This is a genomic window from Thalassotalea marina, from assembly GCF_014656435.1.
Taxonomy (GTDB): Bacteria; Pseudomonadota; Gammaproteobacteria; order Enterobacterales; family Alteromonadaceae; genus Thalassotalea_C; species Thalassotalea_C marina.
Genome location: NZ_BNCK01000018.1, coordinates 1 through 16590 on the forward strand (window position 1 = coordinate 1; position 16590 = coordinate 16590).

The window sequence follows — 16590 nt, forward strand, 5'->3', positions numbered from 1 at the left end:
TTGAATTCTATATACGGCATGTGCCGAAAAGTTAACTTCCATCCCTATAGAATACAGGCAAAGGAGTCATTCATCCACGGGCATGCCCGTGGTGTTCTGGTTGCTACGCAACCCCTAAGATAAAAAAGCAGCGTTAAAACGCTGCTTTAGCCACAAAAAACAATGGTTTTAAGCGGCTATGTTTTTCTTCAAGTAATCTACGATATCTGACGATTCATACATCCACTCTACATTACCTGCACTGTGCTCAATACGTAAACAAGGAACCGTACGCTTTCCGCCCTGTTCAATTAACTCTTGTTTTAATTGTTCAGATTGGTTGATATTTCTCAGCTCAAGACTAATACCCTGACGTTTCATTTCTCGACGAACTTTTACGCAAAATGGGCAAGCAGGAAGCTGATACAAACTCATGTTCTGAGTTTTTTCGTTGATATTGGCTTGTTGCTCCGGCGTTAATTTTGGTGATTTTGGCGAAAAAATAAAGTTAAAAAACAATATGATGCGCCCTAGCAACCAACGAATAACTGACATGCTTTTGATTCCTAATAGATTAAAGATGGCGCGATTTTAGCAGCCCTAAGCCCTATGCTCAATGACTAGTTCTTATGGCGAATAAGCTATAGCGCTGCGAGTAATTCTGGTAAGCCTTCTGCGGCGCTGCGTTTTATCACTGTTAGATTATTTGACTGCTCTAGCGCTTCATTCACGTTCGGATTTACATCAAGATAATAAATTGGCACATGACTAGCGGCAAATGTTGTTAATCCAGCGGCAGGATAGACTTTCATTGACGTACCAACAACGATAACAATATCGGCACTCGCTACTTCGACCACGGCAGGCTCCAGCATAGGAACTTGTTCACCAAACCAAACGATAAATGGCCTCAGCTGCGCTCCTTGTTCGCAATTGTCTCCTAAAACAATATCATCTCGCCAATCAATCACATTTTCAGGAAACAAAGTACTCTGAGCCTTTAATAGCTCACCATGTAAATGTAAAACATTTGAGCTACCGGCTCGCTCATGCAGGTCATCAACATTTTGAGTGATAATACTTATATCAAAATCTGCTTCAGCTTTTGCCAATGCGATATGACCACCATTCGGCTTAACATTAAGTAACTGTCGCCTTCTTTGATTGTAAAACTCCAATACAAGCTCACGATCTGCTTGCCAACCTTCTGGGCTTGCTACTTCCATCACATCGTGACCTTCCCAAAGACCATCAGCGTCTCTAAAGGTATTAATACCACTTTCAGCGCTCATGCCAGCGCCAGTTAAAACAACAATTTTCTTTTTACTTTTCATAAATATGATTACTTGTTGAGCAAAGGTGCACAAATGTGTGATTTACTCATTTACATTAGTGAAATTACGATTATATTCAACTCAAGCTAAATGGATATTTGTTTTAAGGAACAATGAGTGAGTAAAGAACAATTAGAACTACATGCAGCAGAATTAGAACTTAAACGCTTAAAACTTGAAGTCAGTGAGCTTGAAAAGCCGTTTTACTTAAAATACCAATTTCTGTCAATTTTCACCCCGGTATTAATCGCGTTAATTCCGTTTTTAACCGTTGGTGTTCAAGCCTACTTTGACAGTACTAAACGCAAACTTGAGCAAACAAAACAATCTTTAGTTGCCGAAACCCAAGCATTAAGCGAAAAAAATCTACAACTTAAACAAGATATTGAACAGCTTTCTAAAACTAGTCTTGCTTACCTAAATCAGCTTTCATCTCAGCATCAAGACTATACCCAACAAATGGCAAACATTACTGGCAAGTTAAACGATGAAATTAAAAAAGACAGTCAGCAGCAATTAGATGCTAAAGAAAAATCATTACTTTCATTAGATCAACAAGTGAGCCTTTCCATTAAGTCTTCCTCACAAGAACACTTACAACAAGTTAACTCCCTCAATGAAAATTTTGCAGCCGAGTTATCGATTATCAAAAAGCAGCTAAATCAAATGTCAACAATAAGCGCTACTCCTGTTGTTAGCGAAAACGTTGCCAAGCTTAATTAACCAATAACGTAACAACAAAGGTGGCATTCAATAACTAGATTGATAAAATCATCAGATAAAACAAAGTTAAAAAGGTTAAGGATGAAAGCTTTTATTACGCTTGTAATGCCGAAATGCCAAGGCATAATGACTATATCGCTGTTAAATGAGAATTGCCTGTGTCCATTGAAACACCTAAACATAACAAACCGTTAAAAGCTGGTGGTTTGTCGTCGTTAAAATCGACATTAAAGCACATAGTTCAAAGCCAACAGCCGCAAACAAATATTAAGAATCTACTTAAAGCCAACCAAAACAAAGGTTTTGACTGCCCAGGTTGCGCATGGGGTGATCAAAAAGATGGCTTGTTCCAATTTTGTGAAAATGGTGCAAAAGCGATAGCGTGGGAATCAACGAGTAAAACTATCGGTAGAGAGTTTTTTGCCCAGCACTCTGTTTCAAGTTTGATGAAACAAAGTGATTACTGGCTTGAATATCAGGGCCGTTTAATTGAACCCTTGTCCTACAATAGCGATACAGACCATTATCAACCCATTTCGTGGCAACAAGCTTTTGAACTTATTGCTAGCCATTTAAAAAATTTAGAATCGCCTAACCAAGCCGAATTTTACACTTCAGGCAGAGCCAGTAACGAAGCATCATTTTTGTACCAATTATTTGGCCGTATGTACGGCACTAACAATTTTCCTGATTGTTCAAATATGTGCCACGAAGCAAGCGGTGTTGCTTTAACCACAAGTATTGGCGTTGGCAAAGGTACTGTTGTTTTAGATGATTTTGATCATGCTGACGCTATATTTGTTTTTGGCCAAAACCCAGGTACTAACCATCCTCGTATGATGAATGCTTTAAGAAAGGCAGCTCGAGCAGGATGTAAAATCGTTACTTTTAATAATTTAAAAGAAGTCGCGTTAGAGCGGTTTGCAAGTCCTCAAGATCCGGTTGAGTTATTGACCAGTAAAGCAACTGAGATCAGCCATGCTTATTTCACCCCAAAACTCGGTGGTGATATGGCGGCCATTCGCGGCATCGTAAAAGCCATATTAGAGCATGATGAACAGCTGACATCGTCAGGTAGTAAAACGTTATTAGATATCAGCTTTATTGACCAGCATACTGAAGGTTTCAACCATTACATTGAACAAGTCAAAGCAACGTCGTGGGAAAAAATCACCCAACAATCAGGCCTTGAGCAACAAGAATTAAGGCAGGCTGCACATATTTATTGTCAGGCTGATAAAGTTATATGTACTTGGGCAATGGGACTAACGCAGCACAAACATTCCGTTGCCACTATACAAGAGTTGGTTAATTTACAATTATTGCGAGGTAACATCGGCAAAAAAGGCGCTGGTTTATGTCCGGTGCGAGGTCATTCAAACGTTCAAGGCAACCGCACGATGGGCATCAACGAAAAACCGAGTAATACATTTGTTGACGCTATGGCTCAATTGGTTGGTCAGTCATTGCCATACGAACATGGTCACAATACCTATCACGCCATTCATGCCCTGCTTAAAAAGCAAAGTAAAGTTCTAGTATGTTTAGGCGGTAATATTGCTGCCGCAGCGTCAGATTCTGAAAAAACCTTCCAGGCACTGCGCAATACAGAGTTAAATGTGCAAATAAGCACGAAGCTTAACCGCAGCCACTTACTTATTGGCAAAAATGCTCTTATTTTGCCTTGCCTTGGTCGAACAGAAATCGATGTTCAAACAACGGGTGAGCAAAAAATTACGGTTGAAGACACTTTCTCCATGGTTCATGCCTCACAAGGTAATGTGCCCCCTATTAGTAACAAGTTAAAATCTGAAACTAATATTGTGGCGAATATTGCACACGCCACACTTAAAGACTCGACGGTAAATTGGTTATCATTGGCTGGCGATTATCAAAAAATACGCGATATGATTGCTCAATCATTGCCGGCTTTTGCTCACTTTAATGAAAAGATTGAACAACCTGGCGGCTTTTATTTAGGCAACTCGGCCGCCGACTTTAATTGGCTGACCACAAACAGCAAAGCTAATTTTTCGTCAAATGAACTACCAAAGCAATTGATTGCGGAGCAGTTTACCGAACAAGTGGGTACACATAAGTTGTTTACCTTACAATCACTGCGCTCACATGATCAGTACAACACGACAATTTATGGTATGAACGATAGATACCGTGGTATTTCGGGTAAGCGTAATGTGCTATTTATCAATGCTAAAGATGCCCAACACCAAGGTTTTAACGACGGTGATCTAGTTGATATTACTTCCGTGTGGTTTAACGACGAATATCGAACGGTACAAAATTTTGAGCTGTGCTTTTATGATATCCCACGAGGTAATTTAGCCGCATATTATCCTGAGACCAATCCATTAGTGCCACTCGACAGCGTTGGCGATAAGTCTTACACACCAACATCAAAGGCTATTGCAGTCTATTTAGAAAAAAGCCGTGATAGCCGAATTATTTAGTGAATCAACAACAAGATGAATATATCTCCCATGAAAAAACGTATCGTATTAACGGGTGGTCCAGGTGGTGGCAAAACTACGGCGTTGGATTTAATTAGAAGAGAGTTTGCAGGCAAAATAGCGTCGGTACCGGAAGCGGCCACAATGATATTCAGTGGTGGCATTGAACGTTCACATGATCCAAAAGTGCTTAAAGCACAACAAACTGCTATTTTTAACCTGCAAAAAAACCTGGAAGATATTCAACGAGCTATGAATCCTGAATGTTTAATCTTGTGTGATCGAGGCAGCTTAGATGGCCTTGCCTACTGGCCGGGTAGTGAAGAAGAATTCCTCAACACGATGAATACCACAGTTGAACAAGAGCTTGCGCGCTATGATGCAGTAATATTTTTTGAAACCGCAGCCAAGTCAGGGGAAAGTATTCGTAGCAATAATCCTGTGCGTAATGAATCTGAACAGGCCGCTGTCGAGTTAGACAAAAAGTTACAATCTGTCTGGTCAAAACACCCAAACTTTAATTTAGTTGGCAGCTCTGAGTCATTTATTCGTAAAGTTATGTTTGGCATCATGACCATTGAAAATGTTATTGGTCAGTACCGAGATTAATCTCGTTGGTATAGTACGCTTATCGCGTTACAATACGCGATAAGCTATTTTACATTGACCACATATGATTATCGTTGAACTATCCTCACAGCCTATAGAACTATACAAATTACTGAAAATTGCCAACCTTGTTGGCGGTGGTGGCGAAGCTAAAATTGTGATCTCAGAAGGTTATGTGGCGGTTAACGAAGAAGTTGTTACCCAAAAGCGTAAAAAAATCTATGATGGTGACGTCATATATTTCAATGGTGAAGTTATTCAAATGCAATGTGATGCACCAATAACTGAGCCAGTAAAAAAATCAAAACCTAAGTCATCAACAAATACAAAAGCGGCCGCAAACATCCCCGGTGGACGCCGTAAAATATCTTTTTAGTCCATATTAATTGCCCCTTGCCTGCATCAGTTAGGTAATTTATTAATCGATAACTATACTGGTAAACATGGATAACACGATTCGTTATTGCCAGTATGATGACCCCGAAAACATCAAATGCCCTGAAGAAGCTGGAACTTCAGGTTTTTGTTATTGGCATGATAAAAGTGTTGATAAGTCGGGGCCTGATGTTAAAGAAAACTTAATTGAATTTACGCGCTCTGGCGGTATGACAAGGGGTATCTGCTTAAAAGGGGCAGACCTTAGCGACATTGACCTGGTAAACCATCATTATAAAGAAGGGTTCGACTTTTCATATGCTGACTTTTACCGCGCCGACCTATCTGGTGCCCACCTTTTCAACATAACCCTGACAAATGCCAGTTTAATGAAGGCAGATTTACGGTACGCCAATATGAATTGTGCCAAAGTACAAAATGCCAATTTGCTCGGAATCAAATGGAAAGGCTGCAAAATTGAACATCTAGATTATGGAAAAAGAATCAAACAGGATATAGAAGCAAAACAAGCCGAAAAACAAGGCAACATGAACAAGGCGCTTGATTTATATGAACAAGCTGAAGAAATTTATCGAGATTTGCGCAAACACGCAGAGCACGAAGGCATTTTCACCGCTTCAGGAGAACTTATTCAAAAAGAATTGACCATGCGCCGTAAACAAATGCCTAAACCCTCCTTTCGACGTTTCAGCTCTAAAATTGTTGACCTGTTTTGTGGTTATGGTGAAGACCCTATCCGTATCGTAGGTATTTCCATTTGTTTAATTCTAATTTGTGCAACCTGTTACACCTTTACTGGTTTGGTTTACCAAGGTGAAGTGCTGTCATATGACATAAACAAAAGTGCCAGCGATAATTTTTCATTGTTTTTATCTTGTCTTTATTATTCCATCGTTACCTTTACCACACTTGGCTACGGTGATTTTACCCCGGTAGGAATTTCCCGAGCGATCGCCGCCTTCGAAGCCTTCACAGGTAGTTTTACTATTGCGTTATTCGTTGTGGTCTTTGTAAAAAAGATGACCAGATAAGTTCAAAAACAAGGCTAACGATTAGTAACAAATTTCCCTTGTAAATCTCTTGAATTTCAAATGGCGAGGCCCTATTTATAGTGCGCATTTTATTGTTATTTATAAACCTTAATGACTTTTCATCAAAAACTTAAACAATTTGTCGAAAGCAATATCTTTCAAAATACCTTAATTGGCTTAATTTTATTTAATGCCGTTACTTTGGGCATGGAAACGACTGAATTTGGTAAAACTAACGCCGTTATCATGCATAAAATTGATTTGGTTGTGCTCAGCATTTTTACCATTGAGTTGGTGCTTAAACTTTTTGTTTACCGCAAAAGCTTTTTCCGCTCAGGCTGGAACTGGTTTGATTTTATTATTGTGGCTATCTCTTGGATGCCAACCAGTGGTGGATTAGCAGTATTGCGTGCCTTTAGAATTTTACGGGTGTTGCGCTTATTCTCTGTAGTACCACAAATGCGCCGTGTCATAGGTGCTTTAGGCCACTCACTACCTGGTATGGCATCAGTTGTTGGTGTCTTAGCCGTTATTTTCTATGTTTGCGCGGTACTTGCCACTAAACTTTTTGGCACACACCCAGATCCAAATATGCAAGAGTGGTTTGGCAGTATAGGCGCTTCAGCTTACACGCTTTTTCAGATCATGACGCTTGAGAGCTGGTCGATGGGCATTGTTCGCCCGACAATGGAACTGTTTCCAGAGTCTTGGCTTTTCTTTGTACCGTTTATCATCATTACCAGTTTTGCTGTGCTCAACCTATTTATTGGTATTATCGTAGACGCTATGCAAATAATGCATGAAGAAGAAGGTAAACCAGCACAAACTTTAGCGACTAAAGAAGACATGCTAGTGCTTGAGAGAAAAATTGATCAATTAACCGCTGCACTTGCTGAGCAACAGCTAAAATAGGCATTCAATCAAAAAGGCTAAGTGATTAATTCATTTTGCCTCTTTTGCCTAAACAAATGCCCTGTTAGAATAAACCCTCTAATTTTTATCCAACATTGTTTTACGGAATTTAAAATCAATGCGTACTAGCCAATATTTACTTTCAACATTGAAAGAAACCCCTGCTCACGCTGAAGTGATCAGCCATCAACTTATGTTACGTGCAGGCCTTGTTCGTAATGTTGCCTCAGGGTTATACACTTGGCTGCCGACAGGCTTGCGCGTGTTGAAAAAAGTAGAAAACATCGTGCGTGAAGAAATGGAAAAAGCCGGTGCGATTGAAACTTTGATGCCTATGGTGCAACCTGCAGACTTATGGCAAGAATCAGGCCGTTGGGAAGATTACGGCCCAGAGCTATGTCGTTTGCAAGATCGCCATGAACGTCCATTTGTATTGGGACCAACTCACGAAGAAGTGATCACAGCACTATTACGTAATGAAGTGAGTAGCTATAAGCAACTACCGCTTAACTTGTTCCAAATTCAAACTAAGTTCCGCGACGAAATTCGCCCACGTTTTGGTGTAATGCGTGGTCGTGAATTCTTAATGAAAGACGCTTACTCGTTCCACATTACTGACGAATGTTTAAAAGAAACGTATCAAGTCATGTTTGACGCTTATTGCCGTATCTTTGAACGTTTAGGTTTAGATTTTCGCCCAGTGGTTGCAGACAACGGTTCAATTGGTGGTGAGGGCTCACATGAGTTTCATGTACTTGCTGATTCAGGTGAAGATGATATCGTTTTTTCAGACACTAGTGACTATGCCGCTAACATTGAAAAAGCAGAAGCATTAGCGCCAGCAGGTGAACGCCCTACCGCTACACAAGATTTAGCAGAAGTTGCAACTCCTAACGCTAAAACGATTGAAGAAGTTGCGGCATTACTTAACGTTGATGCGAAACAAACGGTGAAAACTTTACTTGTACTTGGCCACGCTGAAGAAGGTCAACAAGCACCTGTTATCGCATTAGTATTACGTGGTGATCATCAACTTAATGACATTAAAGCTGAAAATTTAGCTCAAATTGCGTCACCATTAACTTTTGCATCAGACGAGCAAATAAAAGCGGCGGCTGGCTGTGAAGCAGGTTCGATTGGCCCTATTGGTTTAAGCATTGACGTTATCGTTGACCGCAGCGCTGCGCATTTAGCAGACTTTGTGTGTGGCGCTAACAAAGATGGTTACCACTATACAGGTGCTAATTGGGACAGAGACTTCACTAACTACACAGTAGCAGATATTCGCAACGTAGTTGAAGGTGATCCAAGCCCTTGTGGTCAAGGTAATATCGTCATTAAACGTGGTATTGAAGTTGGTCATATCTTCCAATTAGGTGAAAAATACGCCAGCGCGATGAACTTAGGTGTGTTAACTGAAGCTGGTAAAAACCAAACGTTAACTATGGGTTGTTACGGAATTGGTGTATCACGTATTGTCGCGGCAGCCATTGAGCAAAACCATGACAAATACGGAATTAAGTGGCCAAAAGCTATTGCTCCGTTCCAAGCAGCGATTGTACCAATGAATATGGCAAAATCAGCGCGTGTTAAAGAAACTGCTGAAAAACTTTACCAAGATTTAAAAGCAGCCGGTATAGACGTATTGTTTGACGATCGTAAAGAGCGTCCAGGTGTTATGTTTGCCGACCATGAACTTATCGGTACACCAACTTTATTAGTGATTGGTGAGCGTAACCTTGACGAACAAATGATTGAAGTAAAAGATCGTATCTCTGGTGAAAAATCACTGATAGCCATTGATAACGTATTAGATTTATTTGCTTAATTATCTCTTGTTAAAAAGCTTTTTGTAACCGAAAAGACGACTAATATAAGTCGTCTTTTTTATTGCGATTTCATCAGAACAAATAAATTAATTTCTACAATGCGAGTTGGTATATCGGTAGAGATTTTAGGTTTTCATCTATGCGTCGCAGCGTGTCTAAATATTTCTCTGAGTTAGCATTAACATAAGTTTGTTTAAAAGCTTGTTCATCAAGCCCCTCTTGCAAGTTATCAATGCTAGGTAATAGCTGCTCATCTGTTATGGTTGATAAAATATCTTGGGCTTTTTTAGCAACAACTTCACTACTGGTAACAATATTTGCTAATCGAGTACCTGCCCTATCTGCTTGTAAATCGGCAAAGCTAAAGCCACTGCCACCGGAATTGGTGTCTAAAAACTCTTTATACTCTCCGATGGCGTCACTCGCGCCGACATTACTAAACAACTGTAATGCACTAGAGTAAATAAAGTGCTTTTGTAAATCGTTACGTTCACGCAAAGTGGTGGAAATACGTGTGCGATTTCTTAGCGCTAAGTGCTCGTATTTCCTTACAATAATATCTCCCACCATTAATTCAAAGCGATCCGCACCAAAATAAATGGCTAAGCTCATCAAAGCAGCCTGGTTTTCCGCTACTGCACTGGTATTGGGATCATTTACAGTCTGCTGCTGAGCCACTTGAAACACGTGACGCACATACACAGCAATTGATGATTTTTTAGGCGTGGTTTTAGCTAAGCTAGCAATATGATGATAATAAAATGACACGTGTTCTGGATCGCCATAAAGTGACAATCTATCACGCAATACCATTAAAAATGATTTCTGCGTATCGTTTTCTTTTTTAAGTTTCTCAAGTACAAGGTTAAGCATAATTTTTTGCTCGCTAACCTCTACTCTTTCAACAGCAGCAATCAATTTGTTGAATAACCCTTCTTGCACAAATGTGTCGACAAGTTCTTCTGTTAAATACAAAAATGTATCGCCCGACAATTTTATATGGCCAAGCGTAACATGTTCAATAACGACACCTTGGTTTGATGGCAATACACGGGCAGATAAATTGATATATTTAAATAGCCATGGCATAGGTGTTTCAATACTGGTTATAAGATCTGCATAAGCCGCATTTAAATCAACATCCAAATGTATTTTGGGCTCTGCGCGATGAACAAGTGCAACTAAGCCACTTAACTCACTTTGAGAGATATCTAAGCTTTTAATGCCAGGCTGCTTTATGCTGTCGAGCAAACGAGTGGCTAGCGCTTTACTCTCTTTTGCGGCTTTAGGTGAAATATGTTCAGACTGCTGAATTTTCGCCTGACTTTGAAAAATAGCCAAGATCAGAACAACAGACAACACGAGCAAACAGCCGCTAATTAAAACAATGCTTTTAAGAAATAATTTCAAACTAAAAGAATATATATTTAGAAATAGTTAACAGACATAGTGTAAACACATAGCACACAAATTAATACCGCCTTGCCATTTTATCAGCCTGCGTTTTAAGTAAGTTTTTTAGTACAAGCAAAGAAAAACATTAGCTGGTTGTTTTATACAGATCCCAATAAATAACGCGGTTAAACAACTGAGCAAGTTTAATGTTTAGTGATTTAAAAGTCGTAATTCGAGCATCATTTGGCTGAAAACATTGCCATATAAATTGATGACAATTGTTTTCTATCAAATGGTAATCTCGATATTGGTAAATTTGTGAAATAGCCCTTTGTGCCGCCTGTTCACTGGCCAGCGGTTTGGCTAATGAATCGCAGGCAACAAAAATATGTTTACCTGATCTTTCTTTGGTAAAACGTTCAACAGAAATTGGCTTAATTAAGCCCTCTCCATTAAGCTCTACAATGGTATTTTCGCCAATCCAGATCCCAGAGTGATCAAGCAAGCCACCAATACCGCAACAAACAATAGAGCCGACTTTAGGTTCAACCATTTGCTCGGTTTTAAACATGTCTGTCGGGTAAATAGCTATTGGCGAATCATGACGTCCAATATCAGCAAGACTCTGCGCTCTAGGATAGCGTCGTCTGCTTTGTTGCTGTTTTTTTCTGTCATCTGCGAGTTCTTTAACAGCCAGTGCTGAAACAGCAGCGGCGCCTAACCAAACTAAAGGTAATGGCATAATGTTTCCTTCAATCCAGAGCTTAATAACCAGTATTAATGGCAAGTGTTAAAAATGCTATAAAAAAAATGAAAGTAACTGTTTCAAATCCATCGATAAAAAGCAACAATACGATGACAAACACTTTATAAGGCAAATAGTTAATTATTATGAAAAGCGTAAAAAAATCGTCCAAGCTCAATAATGTCTGTTACGAAATTCGTGGACAAATTGCAGCCGAGGCACGTCGCTTAGAAGACGAAGGGCATAAAGTTCTCAAACTCAATATTGGCAATCCTGCCCCTTTTGGTTTTGAAGCCCCAGACGATATTTTGAAAGACGTTATTCATAATTTGCCAACCGCACAGGGTTATTGCGATTCTAAAGGCATATATTCAGCTCGTGTTGCGGTGATGCAATACTTTCAACAAAATGGAATTCGCGACCTGAGCATTGACGACATATACATTGGCAATGGTGTAAGTGAACTCATTGTTATGTCTATGCAAGGCTTGTTAAATGACGGTGACGAAGTATTAATTCCAGCGCCAGATTACCCGCTTTGGACAGCAGCAGTTTCACTGTCTGGCGGAAAAGCAATACATTACCGCTGTGATGAAGAAAACCAGTGGTTCCCTGATCTCGACGACATGGCCAGTAAAATTAGTACAAATACCAAAGCTATCGTGTTGATCAACCCTAACAACCCAACAGGTGCCGTCTACTCAAAAGAAGTATTAGAAGGGATTTTAGCCTTGGCACGCGAACACCAGTTAATTGTTTTTAGTGACGAAATTTACGATAAGATCCTCTACGATGGTGCTCAGCACATTCCAACAGCCAGCCTAGCTAATGATGTTCTCATTATTACCATGGGGGGATTATCAAAAAATTATCGTATAGCAGGTTTTCGCGCTGGTTGGATGGTGATTACCGGTCCTAAAATTCATGCGGAAGATTTTTTAGAAGGCTTGAACATTTTGGCCTCGATGCGCCTGTGCGCTAATGTGCCGGTACAACACGCTATTCAAACAGCTTTAGGCGGCTATCAAAGTATTAACGAATTAATTACTGGTAACGGTCGATTGCTTAAACAGCGAAACATTGCCGAGGAAATGATTAACGATATTGACGGGTTGTCCTGTAATTCAGCGATGGGTGCGTTGTATTTATTTGTTAAGGTAGACGCTGAGAAATTTAACATCACTAACGATGAAAAAATGGTGCTTGATCTACTTAAACAAGAAAAAATTCTGCTAGTACATGGCAGCGCGTTTAACATACCTGATAAAAATTATTTCCGCTTGGTATTCTTGCCACACGTAGATGAACTAGTGCCAGCATTAGAGCGATTAAAAGCATTTTTTGCTACATACCAACAAGTAAATGATTAAAGAGGTACTATGAGCAACACACAACAAAGCAACTTTTTAGCTTGGATGATTCGCATGCCCTTAATTAAACGTTGGGCGCTAATGTTTTGTGTAAAACCAGAAAACGTCGCAGAACACTCCCATCAGGTTGCTATTGTTGCTCATCTACTTGCGGTTATAAAAAATAAGTTATTTGATGGGATTATTATTCCTGAACGCGCGGCTACTATCGCACTTTATCATGAGGCTAGCGAAACTCGCTATGGTGATATCGTCGCGCCAACAAAGTACGCTAACGCTGAAATAGCCAAAGAATTTAAAAAAATTGAAGCACATGCAGAACAAGAGTGTTTGCAGTCACTACCTAAAGAGTTGCAAGATGTGTTTAGCGATATCATAGTGCAAGACAATGTCGATCCAGAATATAAAAAAATTGTTAAGGCCGCAGATATTTTAGTTGCCTATATCAAGGCGATTGATGAATTACACCACAATAATCATGAATTTGATCACGTTGAAGAGCGCTTAGCCAAAAAGCTCAAAAAATACCAAGAGCAAATGCCAGAAGTAAACTACTTCTTAAATACCTTTATTAAAGCCTGCACCGATACGGTTGATAAATTGGCTAGCCCCAGCGAATAAAAATAAAAACATCGCTGCTCTTACTACACCTTGTCTGTTAACTGTTCAGATAGAAGGTGTTGGGCTTGCTCGCTCTTCACCAAACGCATCAACTCAATGTTGGCCTGTTCTGATCGGATATGTTTAGCATCTATACGCTGTTGATAACGGCTGATAAAATTAGCCTCATAAACCGCGCTGGCAATGGGCCAACTCTTGACAATATTTTCACTAAGCGGCATTTGATCTAGCTTAGCTTGGATCGCTAAACCATCAATAATTGGTTTTGGAAATTTCCAGTACTTGGCCATATGGTATGTCAGTGGTTTAGATTTGGTTGACATTAACTTTTTAAACGCAATATTTGACGGTGTAGCATCAGGTGCAATAAAGGCAAAAGACTCAATAAGCAACTGATAAATAACCATTTCACCTAAGTTACATAATAGCCCTAACAAATATGCATGTGATGCATCAGATTTTTGCTGTTTACTTGGAAAAAAAGACCTAGCCAACGAGGCTGTGTGTTCTGCGTGTTCCCAGATCAAACGTCCATATCGCTGAAAATAAGCATTCGGTTGTGGCACCATATTTTGAAAAAAGCCAAGTAATACGCCTTGTAAAACACCTTGTTTACCAAGCAACATAAACGCTTGTTTTAAATCTAAAACATCTTTACCTGACTTATTGTAATAACTGGTATTGGCCACTTTAATGACTCTTGCAGCAATAACTGGCTCTCGATGAATAATATCTAGCAGCGAATCAAGTTGAAAATCATCGTTGTCGAGGCTACTTAAAATTTGGGTAACCGACATAGGCAGTTGCGGTAGGCTCTCTATGATTTTTTCTGGTGTTTTCATCAAAAGAGAAATATCTTCCATTACCCGCCGAGCTAGTTCATCGTTATTCGCTTCATCATCAATGCCAAAACAGTAATCGTAATAATGATATTCAGCTCTAACAAAGAAGGGTTCATGGTTAATACTTTTATCTACTAAAACTTTCGGCGCACTTAGCTCTTCAGGTTTATTGTCTGAAGCTTTTGTACGTTCAAAATAGTCATATGTTGCCTGGTGCTTTTTTTTGAATATAGATTCTATTAATCTTTTAAACACTTAGTTGCTCACCCTGAAAGAAACAAACATAAGAATTACTTTTTAACTATTGATGATCAATTACAGTTAATCAAGCGTGAGCAAAAAAAGGTGAGTGAACTATTGTCTCTTGCACATTTTTTATAAAACCAACCGCATCAAAATTACGCTTTGCAGGTAACTTATTTGCAGCTGTTTTACTGTGCTTTAATTGACAATACAAACTGGTATTTTCCATGATCGCACTTGGCACATGAGCTTTGTCATCGCGAAAGCCAATAGGTTTAGCTTGTAAACAGTCTTGTAGCTTGAGGGTGGTTAAAAGTCCTTGATTGGCCAATGATGATTGGGCATACCTGTCGATATCATCTAATGTTTTAATCGCCAATTCTGTTTTCTCGGGTAACATAAAAGTGTGACGAAGCTGTTCGTCTGTTATTGTTTTTTCAGCAGTTTTATGTGTTGGTAAGTTAAACTGGCTAAATGCCCTAACATCATCTGTCAACATCGCCAACAACAAGGAAAATTCACTGCGTTTGTTGCTGTGGACATTTCTATTGAGCGTTGTACCAAGCTGCGCTTCTTCTATTAGCGGCTGGCTGATGGTGTCGGTAACTTCTAACATACCAAGAGAACTTGTTTGGACTTAAATAAGTTATCGACAAGCATCAGTATTACTGAAGTTAAATTTTGAATTTTCTGGTTAAATGTCTGTTAATTAAGCAAAGCCTTACTTTTTTATCCTTTGGGCGGTGTAAAGTAAGGCTTGCTATACGCGAAATTTAATTAGTATTAATCGCCGTAAATAACAGGTGTTTCACTTGGGGCATCTTGACTAAAAGACAATGCATTAACATAAGCTTGAGAAAAATGTTCTGCTTGCTCAGTATTACTTGCATGAATGCGTGCGATACAATCGCCTTTATTTACTTTAGTGCCCACCGGCAGCACCCGATCAAAACCGACACTGTGGTCAATTTGCTGACCATTGGCTGTGCGGCCCCCTTTCATGCCAACTATCGCCATACCAATATCAAAGGTCTGCATGCTTGCAATATAACCAGCACTTGGCGCAACAATATCTTTTACTACTTGAGCTCTTTGCATTAAACGCCAAGGGTTTTCAATAAAGTCACTAGGCCCCCCTAAAGCAGTTATCATCTTGGCAAATATCTCTGCCGCTTTCCCCGAAGACAATGCACGTTCTATGTTAATACCTGCTTCATCGCTTGTTTGGCAAACCCCAGTATTAATTAACATCGCTTTAGCCAATTCTACGGTAATACGGTGTAACCTTGGTTCACGAAGTTTACCTGTTAGATAATCAACAGACTCAACCATTTCTAATGCATTACCTGCCGAAACGCCTAATACTTGATTCATATCCGTGATAATCGCTTGGGTTTTAACACCAGCTCCGTTGGCAACATTGACAATTGAGTTAGCTAACGCCTGCGCATCATCTAAATTACGCATCATTGCACCGTTGCCAACTTTAACGTCCATAACTAAAGCATCTAAACCAGCTGCAAGCTTTTTAGATAAAATTGATGCAGTGATCAGCGGAATCGACTCAACCGTTGCAGTAATATCACGGATTGAATACAAGCGTTTATCTGCTGGTGCTAGATCACTTGTTTGGGTAATGATTGCCGTTCCCTCTTCTTTCACCATACGCTGAAAATTAGCAACTGAAGGTTGAATATCAATACCAGCAATACTTTCAAGCTTATCTGATGTGCCACCTGTATGCCCTAAACCTCGACCTGAGATCATAGGAACATAGGCACCACAAGCTGCAACAATAGCTGCCAGCATAAAGCTCACTTTATCTCCCACACCACCGGTAGAATGTTTGTCAACAACTGGTTTGTCTGCACCTGGCCAAGATAATACCGTACCTGAATGCATCATAGCCTGTGTAAGCCATACAGTTTCTTCAGTGTTCATGCCCTGCTGAAAAATAGCCATTGCCATTGCACCAACTTGAGCATCATTAAAATTGCCATCAACTAAACCATTTACAAAACATTGAACTTGTTCTTGAGTTAATGTTTCACCATTTCGTTTAGCGCGAATAATTTGTTGTGGAAGGTACATGG

Annotated in this window: 16 protein-coding genes; 9 read left to right on the forward strand and 7 right to left on the reverse strand. The window is 39.7% G+C overall.

Annotated features, from left to right (window positions below; translation table 11 throughout):
• Nucleotides 1-168: 168 nt before the first annotated feature.
• Both IE199_RS21610 and IE199_RS21615 read right to left on the reverse strand, forming a co-directional pair.
• Nucleotides 169-534 (reverse strand): glutaredoxin family protein, encoded by a 366-nt coding sequence (locus tag IE199_RS21610; protein ID WP_189774978.1) that lies wholly within the window; start codon nucleotides 532-534, stop codon nucleotides 169-171.
• An 86-nt stretch (nucleotides 535-620) separates the two neighbouring features.
• A complete protein-coding gene (locus IE199_RS21615) occupies nucleotides 621-1313 on the reverse strand; it encodes an SIR2 family NAD-dependent protein deacylase (RefSeq protein WP_189774980.1) in 693 nt (230 codons plus the stop codon).
• 117 nt (nucleotides 1314-1430) lie between these two features.
• On the opposite strand from IE199_RS21615, the gene IE199_RS21620 reads away from it, so the two are divergent.
• The 7 genes from IE199_RS21620 to IE199_RS21650 all read left to right on the forward strand — a co-directional run bounded on the left by IE199_RS21620 (nucleotide 1431) and on the right by IE199_RS21650 (nucleotide 9280).
• A complete protein-coding gene (locus IE199_RS21620; RefSeq protein ID WP_189774982.1) occupies nucleotides 1431-2036 on the forward strand; it encodes a hypothetical protein in 606 nt (201 codons plus the stop codon).
• A 158-nt stretch (nucleotides 2037-2194) separates the two neighbouring features.
• Nucleotides 2195-4504, forward strand: a complete 2310-nt coding sequence (locus IE199_RS21625) for an FdhF/YdeP family oxidoreductase (RefSeq protein WP_229854909.1) — start codon at nucleotides 2195-2197, stop codon at nucleotides 4502-4504.
• A gap of 30 nt (nucleotides 4505-4534) precedes the next feature.
• Nucleotides 4535-5113 carry an AAA family ATPase gene (locus tag IE199_RS21630; RefSeq protein ID WP_189774984.1) on the forward strand — a complete coding sequence of 193 codons (579 nt, stop codon included), beginning with the start codon at nucleotides 4535-4537 and terminating at the stop codon, nucleotides 5111-5113.
• Nucleotides 5114-5177: 64 nt separating this feature from the next.
• On the forward strand, nucleotides 5178-5489 hold the full coding sequence (locus tag IE199_RS21635; RefSeq protein WP_189774986.1) for an RNA-binding S4 domain-containing protein: 312 nt from the start codon (nucleotides 5178-5180) through the stop codon (nucleotides 5487-5489).
• 67 nt (nucleotides 5490-5556) lie between these two features.
• The gene (locus IE199_RS21640) at nucleotides 5557-6540 is read left to right on the forward strand and encodes an ion channel (RefSeq protein WP_189774988.1); all 984 of its coding nucleotides are present in this window, start codon (nucleotides 5557-5559) and stop codon (nucleotides 6538-6540) included.
• Nucleotides 6541-6651: 111 nt separating this feature from the next.
• Nucleotides 6652-7452: an ion transporter gene (locus IE199_RS21645; protein WP_189774990.1), complete on the forward strand. Its 801-nt coding sequence runs from the start codon at nucleotides 6652-6654 to the stop codon at nucleotides 7450-7452.
• A 118-nt stretch (nucleotides 7453-7570) separates the two neighbouring features.
• Nucleotides 7571-9280, forward strand: a complete 1710-nt coding sequence (locus IE199_RS21650) for a proline--tRNA ligase (protein ID WP_189774991.1) — start codon at nucleotides 7571-7573, stop codon at nucleotides 9278-9280.
• A 94-nt stretch (nucleotides 9281-9374) separates the two neighbouring features.
• Here the strand turns inward: IE199_RS21650 and IE199_RS21655 are convergent, their stop codons facing one another.
• Together IE199_RS21655 and IE199_RS21660 are read right to left on the reverse strand one after the other, a co-directional pair.
• Complete coding sequence (locus IE199_RS21655) at nucleotides 9375-10643, reverse strand: hypothetical protein (RefSeq protein ID WP_189774993.1); 1269 nt, start codon at nucleotides 10641-10643, stop codon at nucleotides 9375-9377.
• A 178-nt stretch (nucleotides 10644-10821) separates the two neighbouring features.
• Nucleotides 10822-11418, reverse strand: a complete 597-nt coding sequence (locus tag IE199_RS21660; protein ID WP_189774996.1) for a C40 family peptidase — start codon at nucleotides 11416-11418, stop codon at nucleotides 10822-10824.
• Nucleotides 11419-11567: 149 nt separating this feature from the next.
• Between IE199_RS21660 and IE199_RS21665 the strand changes: the two genes are divergently transcribed.
• Both IE199_RS21665 and yfbR read left to right on the forward strand, forming a co-directional pair.
• A complete protein-coding gene (locus tag IE199_RS21665; protein WP_189774998.1) occupies nucleotides 11568-12791 on the forward strand; it encodes a pyridoxal phosphate-dependent aminotransferase in 1224 nt (407 codons plus the stop codon).
• 9 nt (nucleotides 12792-12800) lie between these two features.
• Nucleotides 12801-13412, forward strand: a complete 612-nt coding sequence (gene yfbR / locus IE199_RS21670; protein ID WP_189775000.1) for a 5'-deoxynucleotidase — start codon at nucleotides 12801-12803, stop codon at nucleotides 13410-13412.
• A 23-nt stretch (nucleotides 13413-13435) separates the two neighbouring features.
• On the opposite strand, the gene IE199_RS21675 is transcribed toward yfbR, so the two are convergent.
• From IE199_RS21675 to deoA, 3 genes are all read right to left on the reverse strand, one after another.
• Nucleotides 13436-14509, reverse strand: a complete 1074-nt coding sequence (locus IE199_RS21675; RefSeq protein WP_189775001.1) for an HDOD domain-containing protein — start codon at nucleotides 14507-14509, stop codon at nucleotides 13436-13438.
• Between the two features lie 70 nt (nucleotides 14510-14579).
• Entirely contained in the window at nucleotides 14580-15113 is a 534-nt protein-coding gene (locus IE199_RS21680) for a VC2046/SO_2500 family protein (protein ID WP_189775003.1), read from the reverse strand.
• 167 nt (nucleotides 15114-15280) lie between these two features.
• Complete coding sequence (gene deoA / locus IE199_RS21685) at nucleotides 15281-16588, reverse strand: thymidine phosphorylase (protein ID WP_189775005.1); 1308 nt, start codon at nucleotides 16586-16588, stop codon at nucleotides 15281-15283.
• Nucleotides 16589-16590 lie beyond the last annotated feature (2 nt).